The following is a 24,456-nucleotide window of genomic DNA, read 5'->3' as shown; positions in this document are numbered from 1 at the left end:
TTCAACAGATGTTCCTGTGGACATCAAATTAGATAAAGCATTTACGCTAAGTTTGACATCAGTCCAAAACAACAGCTACATATATATAGTTATTTTTGCATCTGATAATATTCAGGATTTAAGCCTAAATTATGAAAAGCATTCAATGCTTGTTAAGCACGGTAAAAACAGATACCAATTTCCTCTGACGATGGGAAGGAATACTTCCGATACAATTTTTAAATTTAGTTTTTCCGGAGGGAATGGACTATTGCATTGGGAAAATTATAGTATTTCAATCTTGGAAGCCGGTGTTATCTGATACAATATTTAATTAATCTTTAAACCTTTTGATCAATTTTATTATATGAGCGCTCTTATAAAATTCTCGAAAAATCTTTTTCATCTCGCTAATTTTTCCTTAGGATACTTCTATTATAAAATGAAAGGAGTAACACCAAATCGTGCATACATGAGTATGAGGCAATTATTCTGTACTACAAATGGAAAGGTAAATGGTGTAGCCGCGTCCGTAGATAACCTATTTAAAAGTGAATATAAATTCACTGAAGTGCAAGGTATACTAGGGAAACTTACAAAACAGGATATAGAGTCAATCAGTAACAGTATCCAGGAGAAAGGATATCATATATTTCCTGTGCCATTAGAACAGGACCTCATTAATAAATTGGTCGAATTCGCTACACATCAAAAAAGTATTCCCAGGATGGGCGAGCAAGTTCCGGTTGAATATAACAAGGAAAATCCCATTAGCCCTATCTATGATTTTACAAATCAGGATCTGTTTGAAAACCAATCTATTCAATCCATCCTGGTCGACGAGTCTCTGATAGCAGTAGCTCAGCAATACCTTGGCCCCAAGCCTGTACTTGATCTGGTGGCAATGTGGTGGAGTACCGCTAATTACAAGGGCACCAATCTCTCAAAAGCAGCACAACTTTATCACTTCGACCTCGATAGGATCAAATTCCTGAAATTCTTCATTTACCTTTCCGATGTGGATACACATAATGGTCCTCACTGCTATATAGAAGGTTCTCATAAATTAAAACCAAAAGCTGTTCGCAGGGATGGAAGGATAATGGATGAAGAATTAATGGCTGTTTACCCGAAAGAAAACTTCAAAGAAATAACCGGGAAAATAGGAACGATCCTGGCAGTTGATACTATTGGCTTCCATAAAGGAAAACCCCTGGAAAAAAATGACAGGCTGCTTTTCCAGGTAGAGTTCGCTACCAGCATGTTCGGCCAGTATTATCCTCCTGTGCAAAGGAATAGTAAACTCACTGAAAACTTTCTTAAGGGCGTTAAACGATTTGAACATACCTTTTCCGGTATATTATCAAAATAGCCGGCTAAATAGCAGTCACTACTTACAATGCACAAGTAATTATCAATAAATGAAATTTTCTAAAAAGAAAATAATAAAGGATACATTAATATACACGATCCTACCTAAGATTTCTGTATTCGCTCATTTATTGGTAATGCCGATTATTTCTCCTTACCTCTCCCTGAATGACTATGGCATTTATGGATTGCTGGTAGCATATTTAAGTGTCTGGCAGATCCTTATTACGCTGGGGCAGAATATCGTGCTGCAGAATTCGTTCTTTGAACAAAGAGATAATTATGCCCCCACCTGGAGAAGCTCATTCGGGCTCATGATCCTTGGCGGAGTAATATGCAGCCTCATCTTTACGGCCATTATTTATTTCACAATGCTGGATAAGATCGGCAGCAACTGGATCTGGGTTTGTTTAATGATGGGGTTTAACCTTATCTTATGCCCGATTGAAACAATCGCTGTCAATTATTACGTGTTGCATGAGAAGTCGTTCCCATATGCTATTTGTTCAACAATTGTGGGCTGCATAGCCGTTTTATTGAACCTTATTACCATTAAATACCTCAAGCTGGGTTTCTTAGGCTGGATCATAGTATTACCGGTTAGCACCCTGATCATGTACCTCTATTACGCCAAAAGGTTATTTATTGAGGAAAAGCTGTACCCTTCCTTCAGGTTAAAATATACAGTGATCAAGGAGTCTTTAAAAGTAGGCCTTCCATTGGTTCCGCATCAGCTATCACTCTATATGCTGGGCACCTCAAACAGGTTGTTGCTTGAATATTCAAAAACACCCCTTGCCCAGATCGGCTATTACAGCCAGGGATATAATATGGCCGCCTATAGTAATGTATTGATCAGTGGCATCTTTCAATCATTATCACGTCAATTGCAGGAAGGTTTTAGAAGTGAAACTGAAAGTGCCAGGGTACTCATACGGAAACTGATCATTTCAGTCACCCTGCTCATCACCGGAACATTATTTATTGCCTGTCTCTGGATGAAGGAGGCTTTTCTGTTCCTTTTCAGGAACCCCGAATTACAAAAGGCATATCCGGCTACCATCATTATCATGTCCGCCTATATGTATTGGTCCGTCTATTCATTCTTTGTTTATCCCCTTTCCATTAAGAAACAAACATTTGCCATCTCTAAGATCTCCATGCTCGCTGCCGCTGTTAACCTCGTTATTTCTATTATTCTAATCCCTTACTTGGGGGTAATGGCAGCACTTATTGCTACATATGTCTCTTATGTGATCTTCGGTTTTGCAGGATTATTGAATAAAGAAAACCGGGATCTGTTCAACAAGTACCTGAATATTACAAAATTCTGCCTGGTTATGCTGGCCATTAATGCGATAGCCTTTTTGGTAGCTTATTATCTCATGGACACTGCCATTTTTTCCAAGATCGTTATTACTTCGGCCTTGCTAATAGGCATCCTTATTGTTTATGTAGTGTACAGGAAAGGGCTTACAGGTAAGTTTAGGAATAAATTAAATATATAACTCCCTTAAATAATATTAATCCGGTCTCCTTTATTAACTACCCGGTTATTCCTACCTTTGCAAATTAGAAAATTGTGATAAAGTTCTAGCAATGAAAGTGTTATTTTATAACGGGATGAATATAACGCCGCACATCGAAACGGAAATGGAGATTGCGGTGGACTTAATAAAGAATAAGCATGAGGTTTATTTTACACATTGTAAAGGTGACTTATTGACATGCTGCACCAATCCTTCACATGTTGAATGGATCTGCAGGAACTGTGCGGATAAAAAGAAAAGAGCTTTCCAGTTAATCGATATTCCTAAAAAAAATATCATCCCTTATCCCAAGATCGTTCTGGATGAAACCATCATTCCTAAAAGTTTTGCTTCCATAGATGAACTAAAACAGTTCTCTTACGAAGGCTCAGATATTGGTCTGGGCGTAGCCTCTTCCCTGATCTCAGAACAAAGGGACCATAAATTGAACACCCTGTTGTTCAATGAACATATTCAGCGGGGATTAAGAACTGCCCTCCTGGTACATAAAGCCGGAAAAAAAATACTGGATAAAGTGCAACCGGACGAAGTGGTCCTTTTTAATGGCCGCTTCCTCGATATCCGCCCCTTCATGCGGCTCTGCGAACAACGGAATATTAAGTTCTATGCCCATGAAAGAGGCGGCACTATGAACAAATATATCCTCTGCGAAAATAGTACACCACATTCGCTAACAGCCATTGCTAAAGAGATAGAAACACTTTGGGGAGATGGTGGCCCGGATAAAGAAGAGATAGGCTCAAGGTTTTTTACAGACAGAAGGAGCCGTATCACCCAATCCTGGGTAGTGTTCACCGAAAATCAGGAAAGAGGCCGCCTCCCGGAAGGTTTTGACAGATCTAAGAAAAACATCGTACTATATAATTCATCCATGGATGAATATGAAGGGATTGCCGGGTTTTCCAGCAGAATTTATCCGAATGATAATGTGGGTCTCCTCAAACTGATGGAAAGCTTCCAACACGAAAAAAATATTCATTTCTATCTCAGGGTCCATCCCAACCTCAAGGGTCTTGAGAATAGCCAGGTAAAAGAGCTGGACGAAATTGGCGCAAGGTTCAAAAACCTGACTGTCATCCGTGCGGAAGAAGTGGTGGATACCTATTCCTTACTAGATGCGGCCGATATTGCGGTGGCTTTTAGTTCTACCATGGGTATAGAAGCCAGTTTCTGGGGCAAACCGGTTGTATTGCTTGGCAACGCCTTTTATGATCAATTGAATGGATTCTATAAACCATCCACCCATGAGGAAGTAGTAGCACTTCTCCATCAGCAACTGGAGCCGTTACCGTCTAAAGACATCCTTAAATATGGCTATTGGGAACTGGAACGAGGTATTTATTATAAATATTATCAACCGGAAACCCTGTTCACCGGAAAATTCATGGAACAATCAGTGGAAGTAAGTAAACCTAAAAAAGTAGTGAACTATCTTCTGGCAAAAGGCAAGTAGCGAATTATGGCAATGCAAAACATCACATCCAATGCTCCTTTGGTAACTGTTTTCATGGCAGTTTATAATGGAGGAAATTATATTTCCGCTGCCATTCAAAGTGTCCTGGCCCAAAGTTTCTCGGACTTTGAGCTGCTGATCATTAATGATGGCTCCACAGACCTCAGTATGCAAATTGTTGAAAGTTTCCAGGACCCACGGATAAGGGTCCTTCATAATCCCCGGAATATGGGGCTTTTTGAAACACGGAACAGAGGCATCAGGGAAGCCAGGGGAACTTATTTTGCTACGCTCGACTGTGATGATATTGCGTTTCCTGACAGGCTTGCGTATCAACTCGAACAGATCCGCCAGAATCCGGCAGTTGCTGTCAGCGGGTCTCGCGCTAAACTCATCAACTCCTCTTCCCTGATTTTAAGTGATATTTTACTGCCTGTTGGGGACGGTATTCTCCCCGCATACCTTTTCTTTTCAAACTGCTACATCAATTCTGCTACCATCATACGCACGGATGTACTAAGGGAAATTTCATACAGACCAGGATTTGAACCTGCTGAAGACTATGATCTCTTTGTAAGGATCGCTGAAAAATATCCCATCCGTAACAGCCGGAAGTATGTGGTTTATTACAGGGTCCACGACCAGAATGTAACCAATAGAAAGAAAAGCGAACGCAAACTGGGAGATATTACCATTGTAAAATATCAGCTTGAAAAGCTCGGCATTACACCCACACCGGAAAATATCGCAATTCAACATTTGTTCATTACTAAAGAGTTTGCCGATTCTCCTATTACACTCCCGCAAATAGAAGAACATCTCATGCTGCTCAAAAAAAACAACAAAGAAAGGAAGGTTTTCGAACCCAGGTATTTTGATGCAGTGCTTATGTGGCAATGGACCATGGCCGTACTCAGCAAAAGTAAAAATGCCAGCAGCATTACCAGGTACCTCTCTTCAGAACTATTTCAGATAAAGCACCTTCACATGCGGTTGTTTGAACATTTCTATGCCAAAATTAAAAACCCGTTAAGATCACGGAAATATGTGAAGGCCCCGGGATTAAAGAACGGATAAAACAATAAACACGTGAAGATCGCTTTCTTAACAACAGACATCACCAAAAGTGCAGGAACTGAAAGAGTTGTTGTTAATCTTTCCAACTTTTTTGTTGAAGCAGGATATCATGTGCAGATCCATAGCTTGTCTTCCAGGGAAAGCTCTTCCTTTTATCCATTGAATGAAAGAATAGAGATCTTCCACCATGGCATGGAAGATTATGCAACAGAAGCTTCCCGCTTTAAAATTATCAGAAAAAAAATATTCAATACCGCCAGGATACCCTCTATACTATCTTCCATTAAAGCCGATGTACTCATTGGCACAGGTAAGCATATTAATATTTATATGGCATTCTTTATGGGCAAAAAAACTACCCGTATCGGATGTGAACACTTCCCCCATAATGCCCCTATGTCCTCCCTCACCCACAAACTGCGGAAAGTGGCATATAAAAAGCTGGAACACCTGGTAGTACTAACCGAAGATGATCGTTCATATTATTCCTCCTTTATAAAAAATGTTCATTGCATCCCTAACTCACTTTCTTTCTATCCGGACCTTCACGCCTCTTTGGATAATAAAGTAGTTTTATCTGTAGGGCGGCATACTGCACAAAAAGGGTTTGATATGCTTATTGAAAGTTGGGCGCTGGTCATTAAAGATCATCCGGATTGGCAATTGAAAATCATCGGGGACGGACCATTACTCTCAGAACACCAGGCATTAGCAGCTCAAAAAGGCCTCGCTAATACTATCAGCTTCCAGGAGCCCACCAGGCAGATCATTGATGAATATACCAAAGCAGGGCTATATACGATGTCGTCCCGCTTTGAAGCTTTCCCCATGGTATTACTGGAAGCAATGGCCTGTGGGCTACCCTGTATAAGTTTTGACTGTGATACCGGGCCAAGGGACATTATCAGCAATAATGAAGACGGCTTTATTATACCACCGGGAAATATTACCCTGTTGGCAGAAGGTATTAAAAAAATGATCTCAGATGTTCCATTACGGAAAAAAATGGGAGACCTGGCCCGTAAAAACATAAAGAGATATGACATTAATATTGTAGGAGAAAAGTGGATTAGCTTATTCAATGAAATCCCTCAAAGATTGTGATATTTTATCTATGCACATATTTGATCATTCTGGTTTTCTGCGTGATCAGTTCCGATACCAGCAAAAGTAATCGTGTTCTGATCTTCTCAGGCATTTTTGTTGGTTTGCTACTGATTGCAGGACTAAGGCATAATGTAGGTACAGACTATCCAACATACAAACTGTTTTACGACAATCCCGATCAGCGGGATATTCAATTTGAATATATTTATACCCCGGTCAGGAACCTGCTTACTTTCTTTGGCCTGCCATCCCCAGCTTTTTTCTTATTATGTTCTTTCATAACCTTCTTTTACTTTTTCAAAGGATTTAAAGCATACTCCGTAAGTATACCCTTATCCATACTGCTTTTCATTACGCTTGGCTTCTATACCAACTCCTTTAATATTGTCAGGCAGTTTGTTGCATTAGGCTTATACTTCTACTTTGGCCTCAGATATATGAAGAGCCGGCAATTCTTTCATTATCTTCTTACCATCCTGATCATCTCGGTTTTTCACATTAGCGCCTTACTAATGCTCCCATTTTATTTCATCGTTAATCTTAATATACGTGCATGGCAGATGCTGATCGTTCTTCTGGCTGCCGTTCTGATCAATATAGGGATCTTAAGTATAAGCCTTTTCACCACTCCCATCTCTGCTGTGTTGCCTCCCCATTATGCCGGGTATTTGCAATTCCTAGAACATTATCTGAGTACACTCGAAGAACCGCTCCTGGTAAAATTTTTAAATAACGTAGATAAGATCACCATACTCTTTCTGTTGCTAAAATATAAACCTAAACTGCTGGCAGCCGATGCCAGCAACAAGATCCTGATCAATTTCTATTTTATACACGTTGTATTCCTGTTTATTTCCAGGGGGCTTGCTGAATTACAGCGGATAGGTTTCTATTTTAGTATATTTAGCCTCCTGGCTATTCCGCTGCTTTTACTAATCCCCGAAAACAAGTATGGGAAAGCAATGATGGCTACCGGTATAACATTACTTTATACCGCATATTTCTTCTTTTTTGTATTAGGTAAAAATGTGGGAGAAGTGATCCCATATAAAACCATCTTTCAATAAAATTTCATCTGACAATGGATAAAATAATTCTGGTATTAGAAGATTCGTCAAAAGCCAGATTCGGAGGAGGACAAAAAATTACGCTTGAAGTAATGAAGATCCTTTATGCTTCTCACACACTTTATCTTGCAGACGTTACAACTGACACACCTTCTATATTCCAGGCAAAAGCAGCGGACCTTATTCGTAAATACATACCACTCACCGGAACGGGAAAAATAGCCGCCAAAGGAAAGTCTTCTTATAACCTCTCACTCAAAGAAATAATCTCATTCCCATTATATTTCTTCAGGAATCTTTCAGCCATTAGAAAAGGATTAAAGCCCCACCGCAAAGAGCAGGTGCTCGTTTATGCTACCACCAAGAAAGCCCTCGTACATGCTTATTTCTTAAAAATCCTTTGGAACTACAATTTTATTTTCCATGCACATTCCCCCGAATCGAAAAGCAGAGTGATCCAAAAAGTAATGCACCTTTTATACAAGAAAGCATTACTTATCTTATGTGTGTCAGAATTTGTAAAGAACTCTATGCAACTGGATCAAACCCTGGTGATCCCCAATTTCTTCGAGAATCCTTCCTCCCTTCTCCCAGGCCCGAGAGATATTACCGAAAAACAACAGATACGCCTCGCAACATTCTCTTCCTTATTAAAAATGAAAGGCATAGATGTTTTCATGAACAGCTATCAGCATCTTCAGACAAAAGACAGGTACAACATCCGCTATGAAATTTATGGGGAAGGAGAGCAGCAGAGCACATTACAAAACCTGGAGAATGCAAATGTTAAACTAATGGGATTCTCCAATAACGTAAATCTTACCATGCAGCAAATGGACCTGGTGGTAGTCCCCTCCATTTCCGAAGAATCTTTTGGCCTTACTGCTTTGGAAGCAATGAGTATGGGTATCCCGGTGATTGTAACAAATATGGGAGGCCTGGCTGAGATCATCCCAGACGGCAAAGCAGGAGTGCACGTTATGCCCAATGACCCAAAAGCCATTGCTGCAGCTATTGATCTGCTGCTTTCTGATAAAGACCTCTATCGCTCATTCTCCCAGGAGGGCATCAGGCATGCCGGGCTATTTACAAAAGAACAATTCAGAGAGAAAATATTAAAAGCATTTGATATTGCTGCTAATACTTAATCTTGCCCGAAAAGCATTTTTACTCTATTTTTAACTTTTAAAGCTCGCTTTAAAGCCTGGCTTATTATTAACCAACAGCAATCATGACCGTTACACATATAATAAAGTACCTATATCCGGTATTTGGAGGAATGGAGAGAGTGGCAGAACAGATAGGGGATGCTTTAAAACAAGAGGATATCAGGGAATACAAAATTTTCTATAAAAGGGACAAAAACTCGGATACAAAATGGGAGAACACGGATGCTGATTCAACAGTGATTGATCCCACCTTCTATTATAAAGCCCAACCCATCTCCCTTTTTAGGGGATCTGTGGCGCTTTGGAAGAAATTCAAAGCTGCAGATGTAACAATCATCCATAGCCCTCTGCCCAACCTGGAAGTTCCCCTTTATTTCTTTTCCTTTCTGATAAAACGGAGGATCATTTGTGTGATGCACGCGGATCCAAAAGATACCCGCTGGGAACACGCTAAAGGCGTTTTGAATTTTTTCTATAAGCAATTTTTCAAACGGTGTGAAACGGTTGTTTTTACGAATGAACTAAATGCCCGGCAAACTGTTATCCCCTGCAAGAATAAAGTGGTGATCAATAATGGTGTTAAAATAACCGCTCACCCACCAAGGATATTTCCTGAAAAAACTATTTACGAAGCACTCTTTGTAGGATCTTTCAGAGAATACAAAGGCCTCAGGTACCTCATAGATGCATTATCCTTCAATTCCAATATCCGCATCAACTTTGTGGGAAGTGGAGAGATCTTTGAAGAGATAAAGGAGTATGCACATTCAAAATACGATCCATCCAGGACTGTTTTCTATGGGCACGTAACGGATGAAGAACTGGCGGATATTTATAATCGCTGTGATGTTTTTGTATTACCCTCTATTGACGGGTCTGAAGCTTTTGGCCTGGTGCAGATCGAAGCTATGTCCAGAGGACTGCCTGTTATCAATACAAATCTGGATACTGCCGTAAAATATGTCAGTAAACACGGGGAAACCGGTATCACGGTAGAGCCCATGAAAAGTGAAGAAATAGCCATGGCGCTTAAAGAAATATTACAGAAAGAGAACTATGAACTATTCTCCAGGAACGCTATTTCCCGTGCTACCATGTTTTCTTCGGAGAAAATGATGACGCAATATATTTCGTTGATCAAAAAAGAAGGAGAATGAAAATTGTGATCACCGGCGCTAGTGGATTTGTAGGGCAAAACCTGCAAAACTACCTGTCCGCTCACGCCAGTTATGATATCATAACTGTTGGAAGGTCTCCTCAGCCCAATACCCCAAACTATCTGTCTTTTGCTGAACTGCTGCAAACCAATGATGCATCTGCTGATGCAATCGTTCACCTGGCCGGGAAAGCACACGATCTTAGAAATGTATCAGATCCCTCTGAATATTTTAAAGTAAACTACGAACTCACAAAACAGCTGTTCGATAAATTCCTCCTGTCTTCCGCTGGTAAATTTATCTATGTTAGTTCTGTAAAGGCAGTAGCCGATCTTCCACAGGGAACACTAACAGAAGATACTGTTCCTGCTCCTAAAACCGCTTACGGCCAATCCAAGTTAAAAGCAGAAGAATACCTGAGAGCACAAACACTTCCCGGAAATAAACAGTTATATATACTCAGGCCCTGCATGATCCATGGCCCCGGAAATAAAGGCAACCTTAATCTCCTGGCTTCCGTTGTAAAAAAGAACATCCCCTATCCATTCGGAGCGTTTGAAAATCAGCGCTCATTTTTGTCTATCGATAATTTATGCTATATTATACAGGAAATACTGGCAAAAAATATTCCGTCGGGCACCTACAACGTAGCAGATGATCAAAGCTTGTCTACTAATGAGCTGATCGCCCTCATTAGTCAGTCCTTTCAAAAGCATACTAAGATCTGGAACATTAATAAAAGTATGGTACGGTTTATAGCGAATGTCGGAGATAAATTGGGCTTGCCTGTCAATAATGAAATGCTGCAGAAATTAACAACCGACTATGTTGTTTCAAATAAAAAACTGCTTTCCGTTCTGGACAAACCTTTACCATTATCTAGCACGGAAGGCCTCCTGAAAACGTTAAGATCCATTCATTAAAACCATTTATAAAAAATACTTGTATGTATTTCGAGCTCAATAAATTTATTGAAGAAGCCATTGTAGAAAGAGCAGGCAGTTTATTCGAAAAAGATCTGGCCCTTTCCGGAAAGCTATTGCGTGAACGGATTCAGGACAGATCATTGCTCGTTATCGGAGGTGCTGGAACTATTGGTTCCTCCTTTATTAAAGCTGCCCTTCATTATAATCCTAAAAGACTGTACGTAATTGATAATGATGAAAACGGCCTCACAGAATTAGTAAGGGATATTAGAAGTTCCTTTAACCTGCCGGCTGATTTTGAAATAAAAACATATCCGATTGATTTCGGAGATCCCGTATTTGAAAAAATACTGATCAATGAAGGGCCTTTTGAGATTGTAGCTAACTTCGCAGCACATAAACATGTGAGAAGCGAAAAAGACCCCTATTCCATTGAGGCCATGCTGCACAATAACATCATCAAAGCCAAACGCCTGCTGGACCTTTTATGTATTCATAAACCCGAGCACTTCTTTTGCGTGTCTACAGACAAAGCGGCAAATCCCGTAAATGTAATGGGCGCCAGTAAAAAGATCATGGAATACCTTATCCTTGCCTATTCCTCCAAAATAAAGATCACCACCGCCCGGTTTGCAAACGTGGCATTCTCTAACGGCAGCCTGTTATTTGGATTTACGCAAAGATTAATGAAGAATCAGCCGTTATCCAGTCCCAGTAATATTAAAAGATACTTTGTTTCTCCCCAGGAGTCAGGTCAGCTTTGCCTGCTGGCTTGTATCACAGGAGAGAATGGAGATATTTTCTTCCCCAAACTGGGAGAGGAGAATATGAAAACTTTTGCGGAGATCGCTGAAAAGTACCTGCACAAGCTTGGTTTTACTCCGGAACACTGCCAGTCAGAACAGGAGGCCATCCAAAAGGCACAACAGCTGAACGCCGGCTCCAAAACCTACCCTGTTTACTTCTTCACTTCAGATACATCCGGAGAGAAAACATTCGAAGAATTTTTTACAGACGAAGAAGAGCTGGATACCAATAGCTTCAGCCAACTGGGAATAATCAAAAATGCAGCCAGGCTACCATTGGAAGAAATGGATGTAATAGTGCAGAACATTGAAGCGATCTTTAAGGACGATAAGGTTAGCAAATCAGACATTATCGCAAAACTGAAAGAGATCCTTCCTTCATTTCACCATATTGAAACCGGTAAAAGCCTCGATCAAAGAATGTAATCAATAGTATATGTACAATTTTCTAAAAAGACTCTTCGATATCATTTCCTCCCTTCTGGCAATCATCATCCTATTGCCCATCTTTATCCCTATTTGTATTATCCTCAAGTTCTCCGGAGAAGGAGAGATCCTCTACTTACAAAAAAGGATCGGTTACAAAAACAGGTACTTCTATATCTGGAAGTTTGCAACAATGCTGAAGAACAGTCCCAATATCGGAACAGGTTCCATTACGCTCAGAAATGATCCGCGTGTAACAAAGATCGGGAAGTTCCTCCGGATCACTAAGATCAACGAGCTTCCACAACTGATGAATGTGCTTTTGGGAGATATGAGCGTAGTGGGTCCCCGCCCTCTGGTAGACCGTACATTTAATGCTTATCCGGAACATTTCCAAAAGATCGTTTACAATTCAAAACCTGGTATTACCGGCATAGGTTCCGTATATTTTCGGGACGAAGAAAAGATGATCTCTCAATCTTCCATGGACCCGCATGCTTTTTATGAAACGGTTATTGCGCCATATAAAGGAGCACTGGAAGAATGGTATCAGCACAATAAAAGTTTATGGACAGATTTTAAGATCATATTCCTTACCATCTGGGTCATTATTTTCCCACAAAGTGATCTTTCTAATAAAATCTTTAAGGACCTTCCAACCAGTAATTTAATTAAGGCTTAATATATGTCGATCTTAGAAATAATGACCTCATCACCCTAAAAACGAAAAAAATGATTGACAAAGGATTAAACTACGGTCGTCAGAGTATCCGCACTTTTTTGAAGACCGTTTCCTCCCCCAAAACCCTTCTCGACCTGGGTGCAGGTTCAGGTAATGATCTGCTAATAGGCAAAAGTATCCACCCCGAAGCAACACTGACCGGTGTTGAGTGCTACGAACCTAATATTGAGAAACTGAATAAACTGGGTATATATACAGTAAAGCTGAACATTGAGAAGGATTGCCTCCCTTTTGAAAATGAAAGTATAGATGTTGTAATGGCCAACCAGATCCTGGAGCACTGCAAAGAAATATGGTGGATCACTCACGAGGTTTCCCGTGTGCTGAAAGTAGGTGGGTCTTTTATCGTTGGTGTTCCAAACCTAGCCTCTTTTCATAACAGGATATTATTGCTCTTCGGCCGGCAACCTACCTGCATCCAAAATAATTCCGCACACGTCAGAGGTTATACAAAGAAGGATTTTCTGAATTTTCTAAATGGCGTTCAGGAGGATCTCTATAAGCTGCAGGGCTTTAAAGGAAGTAACTTTTATCCTTTCCCACCTTTAATCGCAAAAACATTGTCTTCAATCCTGCCAACTCACAGCGTAGGGATCTTCTTCCACCTCGTGAAAAACACCCCTTATAAGGGAAAATTCCTTGAGTACCCCATCAAAAAGCAATTAGAAACAAATTTTTTCCTTGGGTAAGCCGGTTGATCATCTATTAGCTTTCCACTCCTTTTCAAATGTTTGCAACCTGTAATCGCCACCGGTTACGGAAAGTAATTCAATATTATTCTCCTTACAGATATTTACAAATTTCTGGTATGCGGATTCCGTTGAGGATTGTGCCGTATTACTACTGAGGCTCCGGGCTTGTGATTTACGCTGTTGTTCTGTTTTAAGGACAGCATATAATACAGGCAATCTTGCTTTCTGCACATTCTTCAGCATACCAGGCTGCTGACGTACCAGGCCTTCTGCTTCATCAAAAAGCTGCTGATAGGCCTGGAGCTTATCCGGTGCAAGATAGGTAACAGCCGCCGCTTTCATATCCCCGAACAAGTCTAGCCTGGTATTGCTTTTTAAACTATTCTCCTCGATAGTGTTCAAATACTGGTCTATTTTGGTCCATGCCGCTCCGTAATAATGCTGCAGAAATTCCTTCCGGAGTTTCGCAACATCGCATTGCGGGTTCCAGAGAACCTTACTGACCAGGTATGATTTTAACTCGGAAAAATCTCCCGGAACATACCCCGTTGCCTGCTCAAAGAAACCAATGGCCCCTTTCTGGGTCATATATTGAATGTTAGGCTGTAAGGTGTGAAGATTCGGGAAAGGAGCAAAAAAATTAGTGAACTGTACAATGTAATCCCAGATATAGATATTCTTCGTGAGTTTTTGCCAGCCCTCCAATGCATTCCTGAATGTTACTGTACCTGCATCCGTGTCTGTTTTGATAGATTTCCCCCGGTTAGCTGTTATGGAACTGATAATGATAATTACATTGGACGCCGGTTTTAAGCTCCGGGGAGGCTCAAGGGAAAATTGATACGCATGTGTTGCAATCACTTTTTTAGGGAAAGCGGATGCTATTTTATTGATAAACTGTAATAATGAACCCTGCGGGCTTCCCTGCGCCTGGATTAATGGCAGGCATTTATCGCACTCGCAATAGTTCAGGTTCTCATTTTGGCAAATGGTCCAGTATTTGGCTTTGGGGTACTCCTTAAAGATCGTATTCATCTTATCGATCACCAGCTTCTGCACTGCAGGTTCTGTCATGCACAGCTGGTCCGGCACTCTTTTCTTTTCTTTTCTTCTGTATGCAAAATATTCCGGGTGACTACCAAAATATGTTTGCGGAGGAAGCAGTTTATCAAACTCATAGACCCATCTGCCCCATTCATCATCTTTAGTATCTACTTTGGTTAACTTAGCCCAGTCATACCACTCATTCTCATCTTCATAAAAATTCACAAGGCGGAACCGCACGATGGGTATTTCCAGCCGTTGTTTAATGGCGGAGATCACAATGCGGGAGGACTTCGGTATCACTGTTTCAGTAGGTGTAAATTTCCTGCAGCCAAGGTAGTCTTCAAGAAATGTGTATACTGCATAAGTACTCCCCTTATGATATCCACCTGCCAGGACGATTCGCTTGTTGATGGTCCTGATCAGGAATCCGTCTTCCTGGAATTGTGAGAATGAAATGCCCGCATTGAGCGATTTCAATCTTTTTGAATTCCCGATCAATATCTCCTCCGCAATGGCAGGAACTTCATCACTTACGATCGGAATAAGGCATCCTGAAATCTGCTGCAGGTATTTCTGAAGTACTTTTGCTGCGTTTGTTTCATCGCTGCTAGCTGAAGCAGGCAGCACGATCTTATAGGAAGACTTGTTCTTCTCCGTTAATACAATTTCGTTACTTCCTTTGCAGGAGGTTACAAATAAAAGTGAACTAATGAAGTACACCAGTAATAACCGGTGGTTAAATAGTTTTCCAAAAGACATAGCTACTTCGTTTACAGATGAAACTATCGTTTAAAGAATAAATACATCTCACTCCCATTCTTCGCCTCTTTGTTCTTCAACCATTCCTGTTCACTTTTCCAGTTATGATATGCATAAAAAGGATAGGAAAAAATAGCTGGTATAGCGTCTACTATAAGAATAAAATAGTGCTTGGCTGTTTTGTGCTTTTTGTTCTTCATGATATTGAACAGGTTCGCCGGCAGCTGGATCAGGTTTTTAAAGATCAGCTTTCTTCTTATCTTCTGCAATTCATTTTTAGCCTGTGCGTCTTTCGCTGTAGCTGTGTTTGTAAAGTTCAATACATAGTTCGGGGCCATTTGTGAGATCATCTTTATAGCGCCATGAAATTGGTTCGCGTAAAACTCCTTTGTTAATTTAAATCCGAATTTCCCGAATAAAGAAGCGGTTTGATCTGAAGTTAATCTTCTTACATGACCAGGGTCTTCATAGAAGAACACATTCTCCATATCCTTATTGATCCCATCTGTTCTCAGACTGGCCACCGTATGTTCTAAGCTGCCGGTATTCCCGCATGGGAATATCAGGAACATATATGCCTGAGGGCGAAGCAGGCTATTTATTTCCGCTACCGCCTTTTCGATATCATAAACATGTTCAAGTACATGATGAGAAAAGATAAAATCAAATCCATCTTTCACATGTTCGCTCACTTTATTATCGTCTGATACATAGAATGTCAGATCCGGGTACCGCTCTGTTGCATGTTTTATAGCTACCTCACTAATATCACTTCCAAACACATCCCAGCCCGGTAATGCCTGTTTTAATACATCTGTGAACACACCATTACCACAACCGAAGTCAAGCAGCCTGCCTGTAGATGGAAGTGGTAGTTCTTTCAGTAATTTAAAGATCCGCTGTTTCTTCTGGATTTCCCAATCATCCATATAGCCGTTTGAAAAACGAGCCTCATAGAACTCTTTTGCGACCTCTTTATCGTATAAAACTTTATCCATGGATAGAATTTAAAGTACTTGTTTTTATAATATAAGTGGCTTGACAAGTCGGAAATATACCAAAATTAAATTAAGTATATTCCAAATATTCATTTGGGTATTATTATTGTAGGTTATATTTGCCACCTGGCAAGCAAATACTTATCCATGCAAAAAAAATTTATCTTCCTTATTACATGCTGTCTGGCCTGTGCAGTGAATCTGCAGGCCCAAAACGTTGGCCAGCAATATTCCCTGGGCTTTTATCAGTCAACTTCAGATAGCGGCAACTATCATTCTTCCATGCGCGATTACATCAAAGAAAGAACCTTTCAGTTGCCTGTGGACAGTTCCCGGAAAAGAAGCTGGGTCCACCGCAAACTATTCCAGGAGCATTTGCTTGAATATAATAAGGAAGACTACAGTTTTTATGCCAGTTTCTTACCGGATATGTTGATCGGGAACAGCTCTCTCAACAAAACGATCTGGCTCAATACCAGGGGTGTTATGGCGGGTGGCCGGTTGGGCAAAAATTTCACCTTCAGGATGGAACTGTATGAAAACCAGGGTAAGTTCCCTGAATATCTCAAGCAGTACACATATCAACAGGACATTATACCCGGGCAAGGGCACGTTAAGTTCAACTCACAGGCAACAGTTTTTGATTATGCTTATACCTCCGCTTTGCTCTCATATACCCCAAGTAAATTTATAAACCTTCAACTGGGATATGACCGCAATTTCATCGGAGATGGTTATCGCTCGATGCTGCTTTCGGATAATGCTTTCAATTATCCATTCCTAAAAGTAACAGCCGGAGCCGGAAGACTGAAATATACTGTTATGTGGGCACAATTCATGGACCTGAAACAACCCCGCTTTTCTAATGATAATGGATTTCGTAAAAAATGGGGCGTATTCCATTACCTGGATTGGAATGCCACCAATAAACTCTCCATTGGCCTATTTGAAAATATTGTCTGGCAGGATGCAGATTCTACCGGTAAACGTGGTTTTGACGTGAATTACCTGATCCCGCTCGCTTTTCTCCGCCCGGTTGAATATGCAGCAGGCTCTCCAGATAATGCATTACTGGGTCTTAATCTGAAATATGCTTTCACTCCCAACAGCACTGCATACGGTCAGTTCAGCCTGGATGAATTTAAACTGAAGGAAATGACTTCCGGAAAAGGCTGGTGGGGTAATAAATTTGGCTGGCAACTCGGCTTCCGTTCCAATAATATTTTTAAAGTCCCGGAATTAAACGTACTGACGGAAGTAAACGGAGCACGGCCATTCACTTACTCTGAGCGCTCAAGCCTGCTTTCTTATAGCCATTATAATCAACCCCTTGCACATCCGCTTGGCGCCAATTTTGTAGAATGGATGAATATAGCAGACTACCGGTATAAACGTTGGTTCTTGCGTGGACAGATACAACTGGCACAGTACGGCCTTGATTCCACAGGCACAAATTTTGGCAAAGACATTTTCAAATCATATGAAACCCGGACCTATGAATATGGCAATAAAATAGGTCAGGGATTGAAAACAAACCTCCTCTATATGCAAGGCACTGTTGCTTTTCTCCTGAACCCAAAGTATAACCTGCGCCTTGAAGTATCCGTGGCAGGCCGCCAGGAAAAGAACGATGTGTTTAAGAATAAGGAACTGATCTTCCAGGTAGGCGTGCGTAGCACATTCCGTCAATTATATTACGACTTTTAAATGCTATTTTCGCACGGGATTAAACCATTCAAATAAATGAAAGCATTAATTACTGGTATTACCGGGCAGGATGGTGCCTACTTAACGGAATTCTTACTAAAAAAAGGATATGAGGTGCATGGCATCAAACGCCGTGCCTCTCTTTTTAATACAGACAGGATCGACCACCTGTATCAGGATCCACACGAAAAAAATGTAAACCTGACCTTGCATTATGGAGACCTGTCTGACTCAACCAACCTGATCCGGATCATCCAGGAAGTACAGCCTGACGAGATTTACAATCTCGGCGCCATGAGCCATGTACAGGTTAGCTTTGAAACCCCGGAATATACTGCAGACGTTGATGGCATAGGTACTTTGCGTATCCTGGAAGCAGTTCGTTTACTGGGTCTCGCAAATAAAACAAAGATCTATCAGGCATCTACTTCTGAATTATACGGCCTGGTACAGGAAGTGCCCCAATCAGAAAAAACACCCTTCTACCCCCGCTCACCTTATGCAGTAGCCAAAATGTACGCTTTCTGGATAACCGTGAACTATAGGGAAGCATATAAAATGTTCGCCTGCAATGGCATTCTCTTCAATCATGAAAGTCCCCTCCGCGGAGAAACCTTTGTAACCCGCAAGATCACCCGCGGCGTAGCTAAGATCGCATTGGGCCTGCAGGATAAACTATTCATGGGAAACCTGGATGCAAAACGCGACTGGGGACACGCCAAAGATTATGTAGAAGCCATGTGGCTCATGCTGCAACAGGATCAGCCCCAGGATTATGTTATTGCCACCGGCATCACCAATACCGTTCGTGATTTTATCAGTATGAGCTTTGCAGAGGTCGGTATTATCCTCGAATTTAAGGGAACAGGGATAGATGAAAAAGGAATTGTGAAAAGCAGTAAAGACCCTTTATATCAATTAACGCCAGGGCAGGAAGTAGTAGCTATCGACCCCCGCTATTTCAGACCAACAGAAGTAGAACTCCTGATCGGAGATCCATCCAAAGCAAAAAAGCAACTCGGCTGGAAACCCAGGTACGATCTGCAAACCATTGTAAAAGAAATGGTGGCTGCTGATGTTGAACTCTTTCGACGTGAAAAACTGCTCAAAGATGCTGGTTACAAAGTGCTGAATCAATTTGAATAAGATCATGCAGGCAAATGATAAAATATATATTGCAGGCCACCGTGGCATGGTAGGCTCTGCTATTAAAAGAAGGCTCGAAAAAGCCGGCTTCACTAATTTCCTTACCGCTACTTCCGGGGAACTAGACCTGAGGGACCAGGCTGCTGTAGCCGCACTCTTTGAAAAAGAAAAACCGGCTTACGTTTTCCTCGCCGCCGCAAAAGTGGGTGGAATAATGGCTAACAATACATACCGCGCAGAGTTCCTGTATGATAATCTCATGATCCAGAACAATGTGATCCATCACGCTTACCTGAACGGTGTTAAAAAATTATTGTTCCTCGGATCTTCCTGCATTTACCCTAAACTGGCACCTCAGCCGTTAAAAGAAGAATACCTGCTTACCGGTATACTCGAACCAACTAATGAGCCATACGCCATTGCAAAAATTGCCGGCATCAAACTCTGTGACGCATACCGCTCACAGTATGGCTGCAATTTTATTTCTGTAATGCCCACTAACCTATATGGCCCCAATGATAATTATGACCTGCAAAAATCTCATGTTCTCCCTGCATTGCTACGCAAATTTCATGACGCACACATTAATAAAGAACCGGAAGTTGTAGTCTGGGGTACGGGTACTCCTCTCCGTGAATTCCTGCATGCGGATGATATGGCAGACGCCTGCTACTTTTTAATGCAGGAATATAATGAGCAGGGATTTGTAAACATCGGTGTGGGAGAAGATATCAGCATCGCAGACCTTGCAAAGCTCATCCAGGATATTGTTGGATACAAAGGAACATTAAGATTTGATACCACTAAACCGGATGGCACCCCCAGAAAACTAATGGATGTTAGCAAATTACACCAGTTAGGATGGAAAGCCAGTATTGCATTAAAAGAAGGTATTACACAAGTTTATCATAACAAATTCGGATAACTAACCGTTTCATCAATTTGTATTATAATTTTACCTCACATCTCATACGAATAGTCCATAATCAGAATCTAACAGCAGTAGTTTCTCCCCTAAAAATCCCACGAATGTATGGTGTAACACCTACTCTAATTTTTCGTAAATTAGAGTATCGAGGGATTTTAAAACTTATACACTATGGCGGGGCTTATACCACATTTAGCATCAATGATCATTCTGATCATAACCTGTCTGACTATTTCCAAGGTTATGAGAAAAGTTGAAAACGTGAACTGATCTGATTTTAGCGCCAAATGCGCTGTATTTTATTCGGGCATGAGATATGCTATGCCTTCTTAAGCGCCACAGCGCTGCACTTTATTAACCAAAACAAACGCCTCCCGATTGGGAGGCGTTTTATTTTTGTATGCATACCTCCTGATGTAAGGGAAGCATCTTATCCTAAAAAATAAACGCCTCCCCAATGTCAGAGAAACATCTTATTCTAAAAAACGCTCCTCATATCAGGGAAGCATCTTATCTCCCAAAAAAACAAACGCCTCCCGATGTCTTGGGAGGCGTCTTATCCTTCGGAAATAAGGGGATACCATACATGGATAAAGGCCGTGTCTAAAGGGGGCAAATTCATGGAATGAAGTGCATCCTCCTTCCAATTCCCGGCCTATCAATATCACAGGAAGCATACACGCAATCTGCATTACGTTTCAGCTTTTATATCTATTAAGAAAATTTTGGATATTCAAATAAGGTTCATCTTTGTAGCTCGATCTTCAGTATTCATAGTGTACGGTCATGCAAAACATTTTCCTTTATGAATATACGAAAAAATAATTGAAAAAACCCATTTTTCATAAAACAGGTTAACTTCGCACCATGCATTATGTAACGGTGGAAGGGTTGACCAAATCTTACGGTATCACCCCCCTTTTTGAGAATATTTCTTTTCATATTGAAGAAGGTGATAAAATAGCCATGGTAGCCCTCAACGGCGCAGGCAAGTCTACGCTCCTCAGAATACTTTCCGGTAAAGAAACTTATGACGATGGTAAAGTATGGATCCACAAAGGCGTTACGGTAGTTATGCTGGAACAGACCCATAACTTCAACCTGGACAAATCCATCATCGAAAATATCTTTGATCACTCTCATCCCATCCTCAACGCCATCAAGGAATACGAACTCCTCACAGACGATGACGCAGAGCCGGATATGGACGCCCTCACAGATGCCATCGCCAAAATGGACGATCTCAACGCCTGGCATTTTGATGCCAAAGTGAAACAGATCCTCGGCAAACTGAACATCCACCACCTGGACCAGCCGGTAGGCAAGCTCTCCGGTGGCCAGCAAAAAAGGGTAGCCCTTGCGAAAGTGTTGATAGACATAGGTTTTGAACACCAACACACTCTCCTCATTATGGACGAGCCTACTAACCATCTGGATGTGAGCATGATAGAATGGCTGGAAAACTACCTCGATCAGGAAAAAGTGACCCTGCTCCTCGTTACGCACGACCGCTATTTCCTGGACAACGTTTGTAATGAGATCCTGGAACTGGACAATAGCATCCTCTATACTTACAAAGGAGATTACGCTAACTACCTGGAAAAGAAGGCCGCCAGGGAGGAAATGGATAAGGCCAGCACAGAAAAAGCCCGTAATACTTACCGCAAGGAGCTGGAATGGATGCGCAAGCAACCCAAAGCCCGCACCACCAAATCCAAATCCCGCCAGGACGCGTTCTATGAAGTACAGGAAAGGGCCGCCAAACGCATCGAACAGCAACAGCTGGAACTCAATGTAAAAATGACCCGCCTGGGCGGAAAAATATTGGAACTCAAGAAAGTGAACAAAGCCTACGGCGATCTCCAGATCCTCAAAGGTTTCGATTATACCTTCAAAAAAGGAGAACGTATTGGTGTGGTAGGAAAGAACGGCGTAGGTAAATCCACTTTCCTGAACATGTTATTAGGAACAGAACAAGCCGATTCCGGAAAGATCAATGTAGGAGAAACCGTTGTATTTGGAAACTACAACCAGTCCGGCCTCCAGATCAAAGAAGATATGCGGATCATTGAGTTCGTAAAGAACATCGCCGAAAACTTCCCCCTGGCAGACGGCACAAAAGTAAGCGCCGCCAAATTCCTGGAACTGTTCCTCTTCCCCCCGGAAAAACAATACACTTATGTATCTAAGTTAAGCGGAGGAGAAAAACGCCGCCTCCACTTACTCTCCATATTATTCCGCAATCCCAATTTCCTCGTACTGGATGAGCCCACGAATGACCTGGACCTCCCGACACTGAACATCCTGGAAGACTTCCTGCAAAACTACCAGGGCTGCATCATCATCGTGAGCCACGACCGTTACTTCATGGATAAACTCGTAGATCACCTCTTTGTATTTGAAGGAGATGGTGTGGTAAGGGACTTCCCCGGCAACTATTCCCAATACCGCGAATGGGAAAGGGACCAGGAAAAGATCAAAAGCATCGAACCACCCAAACCAGCTGCGGCAGCAGCAACACCGCCACCAGCAACAACATCCGCAACACCAGCACCCGCCCGTAAGCTCTCCTTCAAAGAAAAGCACGAGCTGGAAACCCTCGACAAAGAGATCGCCGCCCTCGAAAAAGAGAAAGCCGAACTGGACGCCAAACTCGCAGACGGCAACATCCCCTACGGCGAGATCGAAAAAGCCTCCCTGCGAATAGGAGAAGTGATCCGCCTGCTGGATGAAAAAGGTATGCGCTGGCTGGAATTGAGTGAGTAAAGGCTTGAACACTCCTAAAAGAGTTTCTCTCAAAAGGGAAAATATCGCCTTATTGAATGAAAATGGTAAAAGAGCCCTTTCCCCAAAAAGGAAAACACCGCCCCTATTGGATGAAAAAGCAAAAGAGCCTCTTCCTCCAAAAGAAAAAAACTCCGCCCTCTGCTGCGCGGCAAACTCACAGCCAGCCATAGAGAAGTAAAATCAGGTTTATCCCTAACAGCTAATTCATTTTTTATTAGCTTTAGAGATAAACCCGACCTTACTATATGAACCAAAATCAGCGTTTCCTATCCCTGGATGTCTTCCGCGGCCTCACCGTGGCCGGAATGATCCTGGTGAACAATCCCGGCAGCTGGAGTTACGTTTTACCACCTTTAGCCCACGCCCAATGGCATGGCTGTACGCCAACAGACCTCGTATTCCCTTTCTTCCTCTTCGCCGTAGGCAATGCCATGAGCTTTGCCATGAAGAAGTTTGAAACCATGAGCAACGCAGCCGTACTGGGCAAAATATTCAAACGCACCGCACTGATCTTTATAATAGGCATACTCCTCAGCTGGTTCCCCTTTATAAAATATGATGCTGAAGGAAGCGTAGTATTCAAAACAATAGACAAGCTCCGCATCTTCGGTGTACTGCAAAGAATAGCATTATGCTACGGCATCGCAGCACTATTGATCCATTACCTTAAACCCAAAGGCGCCCTGATAGCCACCAGCGTCATATTACTGCTCTATTGGTGGATCATGTGGTATTACGGAGGCCCGGACCCCTACAGCCTGAATGATCATATAGGATTACAAATAGATAAACTGATCATAGGCGAAGACCATATGTATAAAGGAGAAGGCGTACCATTTGAACCGGAAGGACTGCTAAGCACGCTCCCTGCAATAGGTAATGTGGTATTCGGTTACCTGATAGGCAGGTTCATCCAGCAAAGAGGTAAAAACTCCAACATGCTCTACAAGCTGTTAGCAATAGGAGTGACCCTGGTAGCACTTGGCCTGTTATGGGGCACCGTATTCCCCATCAACAAAAAGATCTGGACCAGCTCCTACACCCTTTACACCGTAGGCATCGCCACCATCATACTAACTGTGCTGATCTATTTAATAGAACTAAAAGGCTGGAAACGCGGCACCTACTTCTTCGAAGTCTTCGGCAAGAACCCATTGTTCATTTATGTAATGTCCGGCGTACTCGTAAGGATCTACGGCCTGATAAAGATCGGCGACCAGAATTTCTATGGCTGGCTCTACACCAACGTTTTCCAATCCACACTGGGAAATTATGGAGGCTCCGTAGCCTTCGCCATCTTCCATGTACTATTATTCTGGCTACTGGGATTATGGATGGACAAAAAGAGAATATACATCAGAGTATAAAGAAGTTATAAAGAAGTATAAAAAAAGAAAGGGCCTCAGTCAAAAAACTGAGGCCCTTTAACATAGGAAGAGTATACAAAGAGCATACCTCACATAGGCTTGACATAGGCTCAAGATAGGCTATTTGTATAGGCAAACTATACCCAAAGCCCACTATTCCCAAGCCACCTATACTCCTCAGAGCGGAAACAAGCA

19 protein-coding genes are annotated in these 24,456 nt (G+C 41.8%); 17 read left to right on the top strand and 2 right to left on the bottom strand.

All coding sequences use genetic code 11. The features are described 5' to 3' along the window. The first annotated feature begins 346 nt into the window (after positions 1–346). The 12 genes from BUR42_RS23220 to BUR42_RS23165 all read left to right on the top strand — a co-directional run bounded on the left by BUR42_RS23220 (position 347) and on the right by BUR42_RS23165 (position 13,519). On the top strand, positions 347–1,351 hold the full coding sequence (locus BUR42_RS23220) for a phytanoyl-CoA dioxygenase family protein (protein ID WP_074241969.1): 1,005 nt from the start codon (positions 347–349) through the stop codon (positions 1,349–1,351). A 49-nt stretch (positions 1,352–1,400) separates the two neighbouring features. After that, entirely contained in the window at positions 1,401–2,858 is a 1,458-nt protein-coding gene (locus BUR42_RS23215) for an oligosaccharide flippase family protein (protein WP_074241968.1), read from the top strand. Between the two features lie 91 nt (positions 2,859–2,949). Beyond that, positions 2,950–4,353 carry a capsular polysaccharide export protein, LipB/KpsS family gene (locus BUR42_RS23210; RefSeq protein WP_074241967.1) on the top strand — a complete coding sequence of 468 codons (1,404 nt, stop codon included), beginning with the start codon at positions 2,950–2,952 and terminating at the stop codon, positions 4,351–4,353. A 12-nt stretch (positions 4,354–4,365) separates the two neighbouring features. Beyond that, positions 4,366–5,430, top strand: a complete 1,065-nt coding sequence (locus BUR42_RS23205; protein ID WP_074241966.1) for a glycosyltransferase family 2 protein — start codon at positions 4,366–4,368, stop codon at positions 5,428–5,430. A gap of 12 nt (positions 5,431–5,442) precedes the next feature. Beyond that, complete coding sequence (locus tag BUR42_RS23200; RefSeq protein ID WP_074241965.1) at positions 5,443–6,534, top strand: glycosyltransferase family 4 protein; 1,092 nt, start codon at positions 5,443–5,445, stop codon at positions 6,532–6,534. Between the two features lie 20 nt (positions 6,535–6,554). Then, a complete protein-coding gene (locus tag BUR42_RS23195; RefSeq protein WP_074241964.1) occupies positions 6,555–7,604 on the top strand; it encodes an EpsG family protein in 1,050 nt (349 codons plus the stop codon). Between the two features lie 14 nt (positions 7,605–7,618). Further along, positions 7,619–8,752, top strand: a complete 1,134-nt coding sequence (locus BUR42_RS23190) for a glycosyltransferase family 4 protein (protein ID WP_074241963.1) — start codon at positions 7,619–7,621, stop codon at positions 8,750–8,752. 83 nt (positions 8,753–8,835) lie between these two features. Next, a complete protein-coding gene (locus tag BUR42_RS23185; RefSeq protein WP_084185772.1) occupies positions 8,836–9,930 on the top strand; it encodes a glycosyltransferase in 1,095 nt (364 codons plus the stop codon). After that, entirely contained in the window at positions 9,927–10,853 is a 927-nt protein-coding gene (locus tag BUR42_RS23180; protein WP_074241961.1) for an NAD-dependent epimerase/dehydratase family protein, read from the top strand. The genes BUR42_RS23185 and BUR42_RS23180 overlap by 4 nt, the downstream gene beginning before the upstream one ends. Before the next feature lie 23 nt (positions 10,854–10,876). Next, the gene (locus BUR42_RS23175) at positions 10,877–12,088 is read left to right on the top strand and encodes a polysaccharide biosynthesis protein (protein ID WP_074241960.1); all 1,212 of its coding nucleotides are present in this window, start codon (positions 10,877–10,879) and stop codon (positions 12,086–12,088) included. A 10-nt stretch (positions 12,089–12,098) separates the two neighbouring features. Further along, on the top strand, positions 12,099–12,770 hold the full coding sequence (locus BUR42_RS23170; protein ID WP_074241959.1) for a sugar transferase: 672 nt from the start codon (positions 12,099–12,101) through the stop codon (positions 12,768–12,770). Positions 12,771–12,820: 50 nt separating this feature from the next. Continuing rightward, positions 12,821–13,519: a class I SAM-dependent methyltransferase gene (locus BUR42_RS23165; protein ID WP_074241958.1), complete on the top strand. Its 699-nt coding sequence runs from the start codon at positions 12,821–12,823 to the stop codon at positions 13,517–13,519. Between the two features lie 9 nt (positions 13,520–13,528). Here BUR42_RS23165 and BUR42_RS23160 read toward each other — a convergent pair whose 3' ends face one another. Both BUR42_RS23160 and BUR42_RS23155 read right to left on the bottom strand, forming a co-directional pair. Then, positions 13,529–15,328: a DUF4838 domain-containing protein gene (locus BUR42_RS23160; protein ID WP_074241957.1), complete on the bottom strand. Its 1,800-nt coding sequence runs from the start codon at positions 15,326–15,328 to the stop codon at positions 13,529–13,531. Positions 15,329–15,351: 23 nt separating this feature from the next. Then, complete coding sequence (locus tag BUR42_RS23155) at positions 15,352–16,326, bottom strand: class I SAM-dependent methyltransferase (RefSeq protein WP_074241956.1); 975 nt, start codon at positions 16,324–16,326, stop codon at positions 15,352–15,354. 147 nt (positions 16,327–16,473) lie between these two features. Between BUR42_RS23155 and BUR42_RS23150 the strand changes: the two genes are divergently transcribed. The 5 genes from BUR42_RS23150 (at position 16,474) to BUR42_RS23130 (ending at position 24,261) form a co-directional block, all read left to right on the top strand. After that, entirely contained in the window at positions 16,474–18,033 is a 1,560-nt protein-coding gene (locus BUR42_RS23150) for a hypothetical protein (RefSeq protein ID WP_074241955.1), read from the top strand. Positions 18,034–18,069: 36 nt separating this feature from the next. Next, entirely contained in the window at positions 18,070–19,179 is a 1,110-nt protein-coding gene (gene gmd, locus BUR42_RS23145) for a GDP-mannose 4,6-dehydratase (protein ID WP_074241954.1), read from the top strand. Then, entirely contained in the window at positions 19,172–20,104 is a 933-nt protein-coding gene (gene fcl, locus BUR42_RS23140) for a GDP-L-fucose synthase (protein ID WP_449506082.1), read from the top strand. The genes gmd and fcl overlap by 8 nt, the downstream gene beginning before the upstream one ends. 870 nt (positions 20,105–20,974) lie before the next feature. Next, positions 20,975–22,873: an ABC-F family ATP-binding cassette domain-containing protein gene (locus BUR42_RS23135; RefSeq protein ID WP_074241952.1), complete on the top strand. Its 1,899-nt coding sequence runs from the start codon at positions 20,975–20,977 to the stop codon at positions 22,871–22,873. A gap of 266 nt (positions 22,874–23,139) precedes the next feature. Next, positions 23,140–24,261: an acyltransferase family protein gene (locus BUR42_RS23130; protein ID WP_074241951.1), complete on the top strand. Its 1,122-nt coding sequence runs from the start codon at positions 23,140–23,142 to the stop codon at positions 24,259–24,261. The last annotated feature ends 195 nt before the right edge of the window (positions 24,262–24,456 follow it).

It is taken from the genome of Chitinophaga niabensis, from assembly GCF_900129465.1.
Classification (GTDB): domain Bacteria; phylum Bacteroidota; class Bacteroidia; order Chitinophagales; family Chitinophagaceae; genus Chitinophaga; species Chitinophaga niabensis.
Note: the sequence above shows the minus strand (reverse complement) of the source record. Positions and strands in the feature narration are given on the sequence as shown.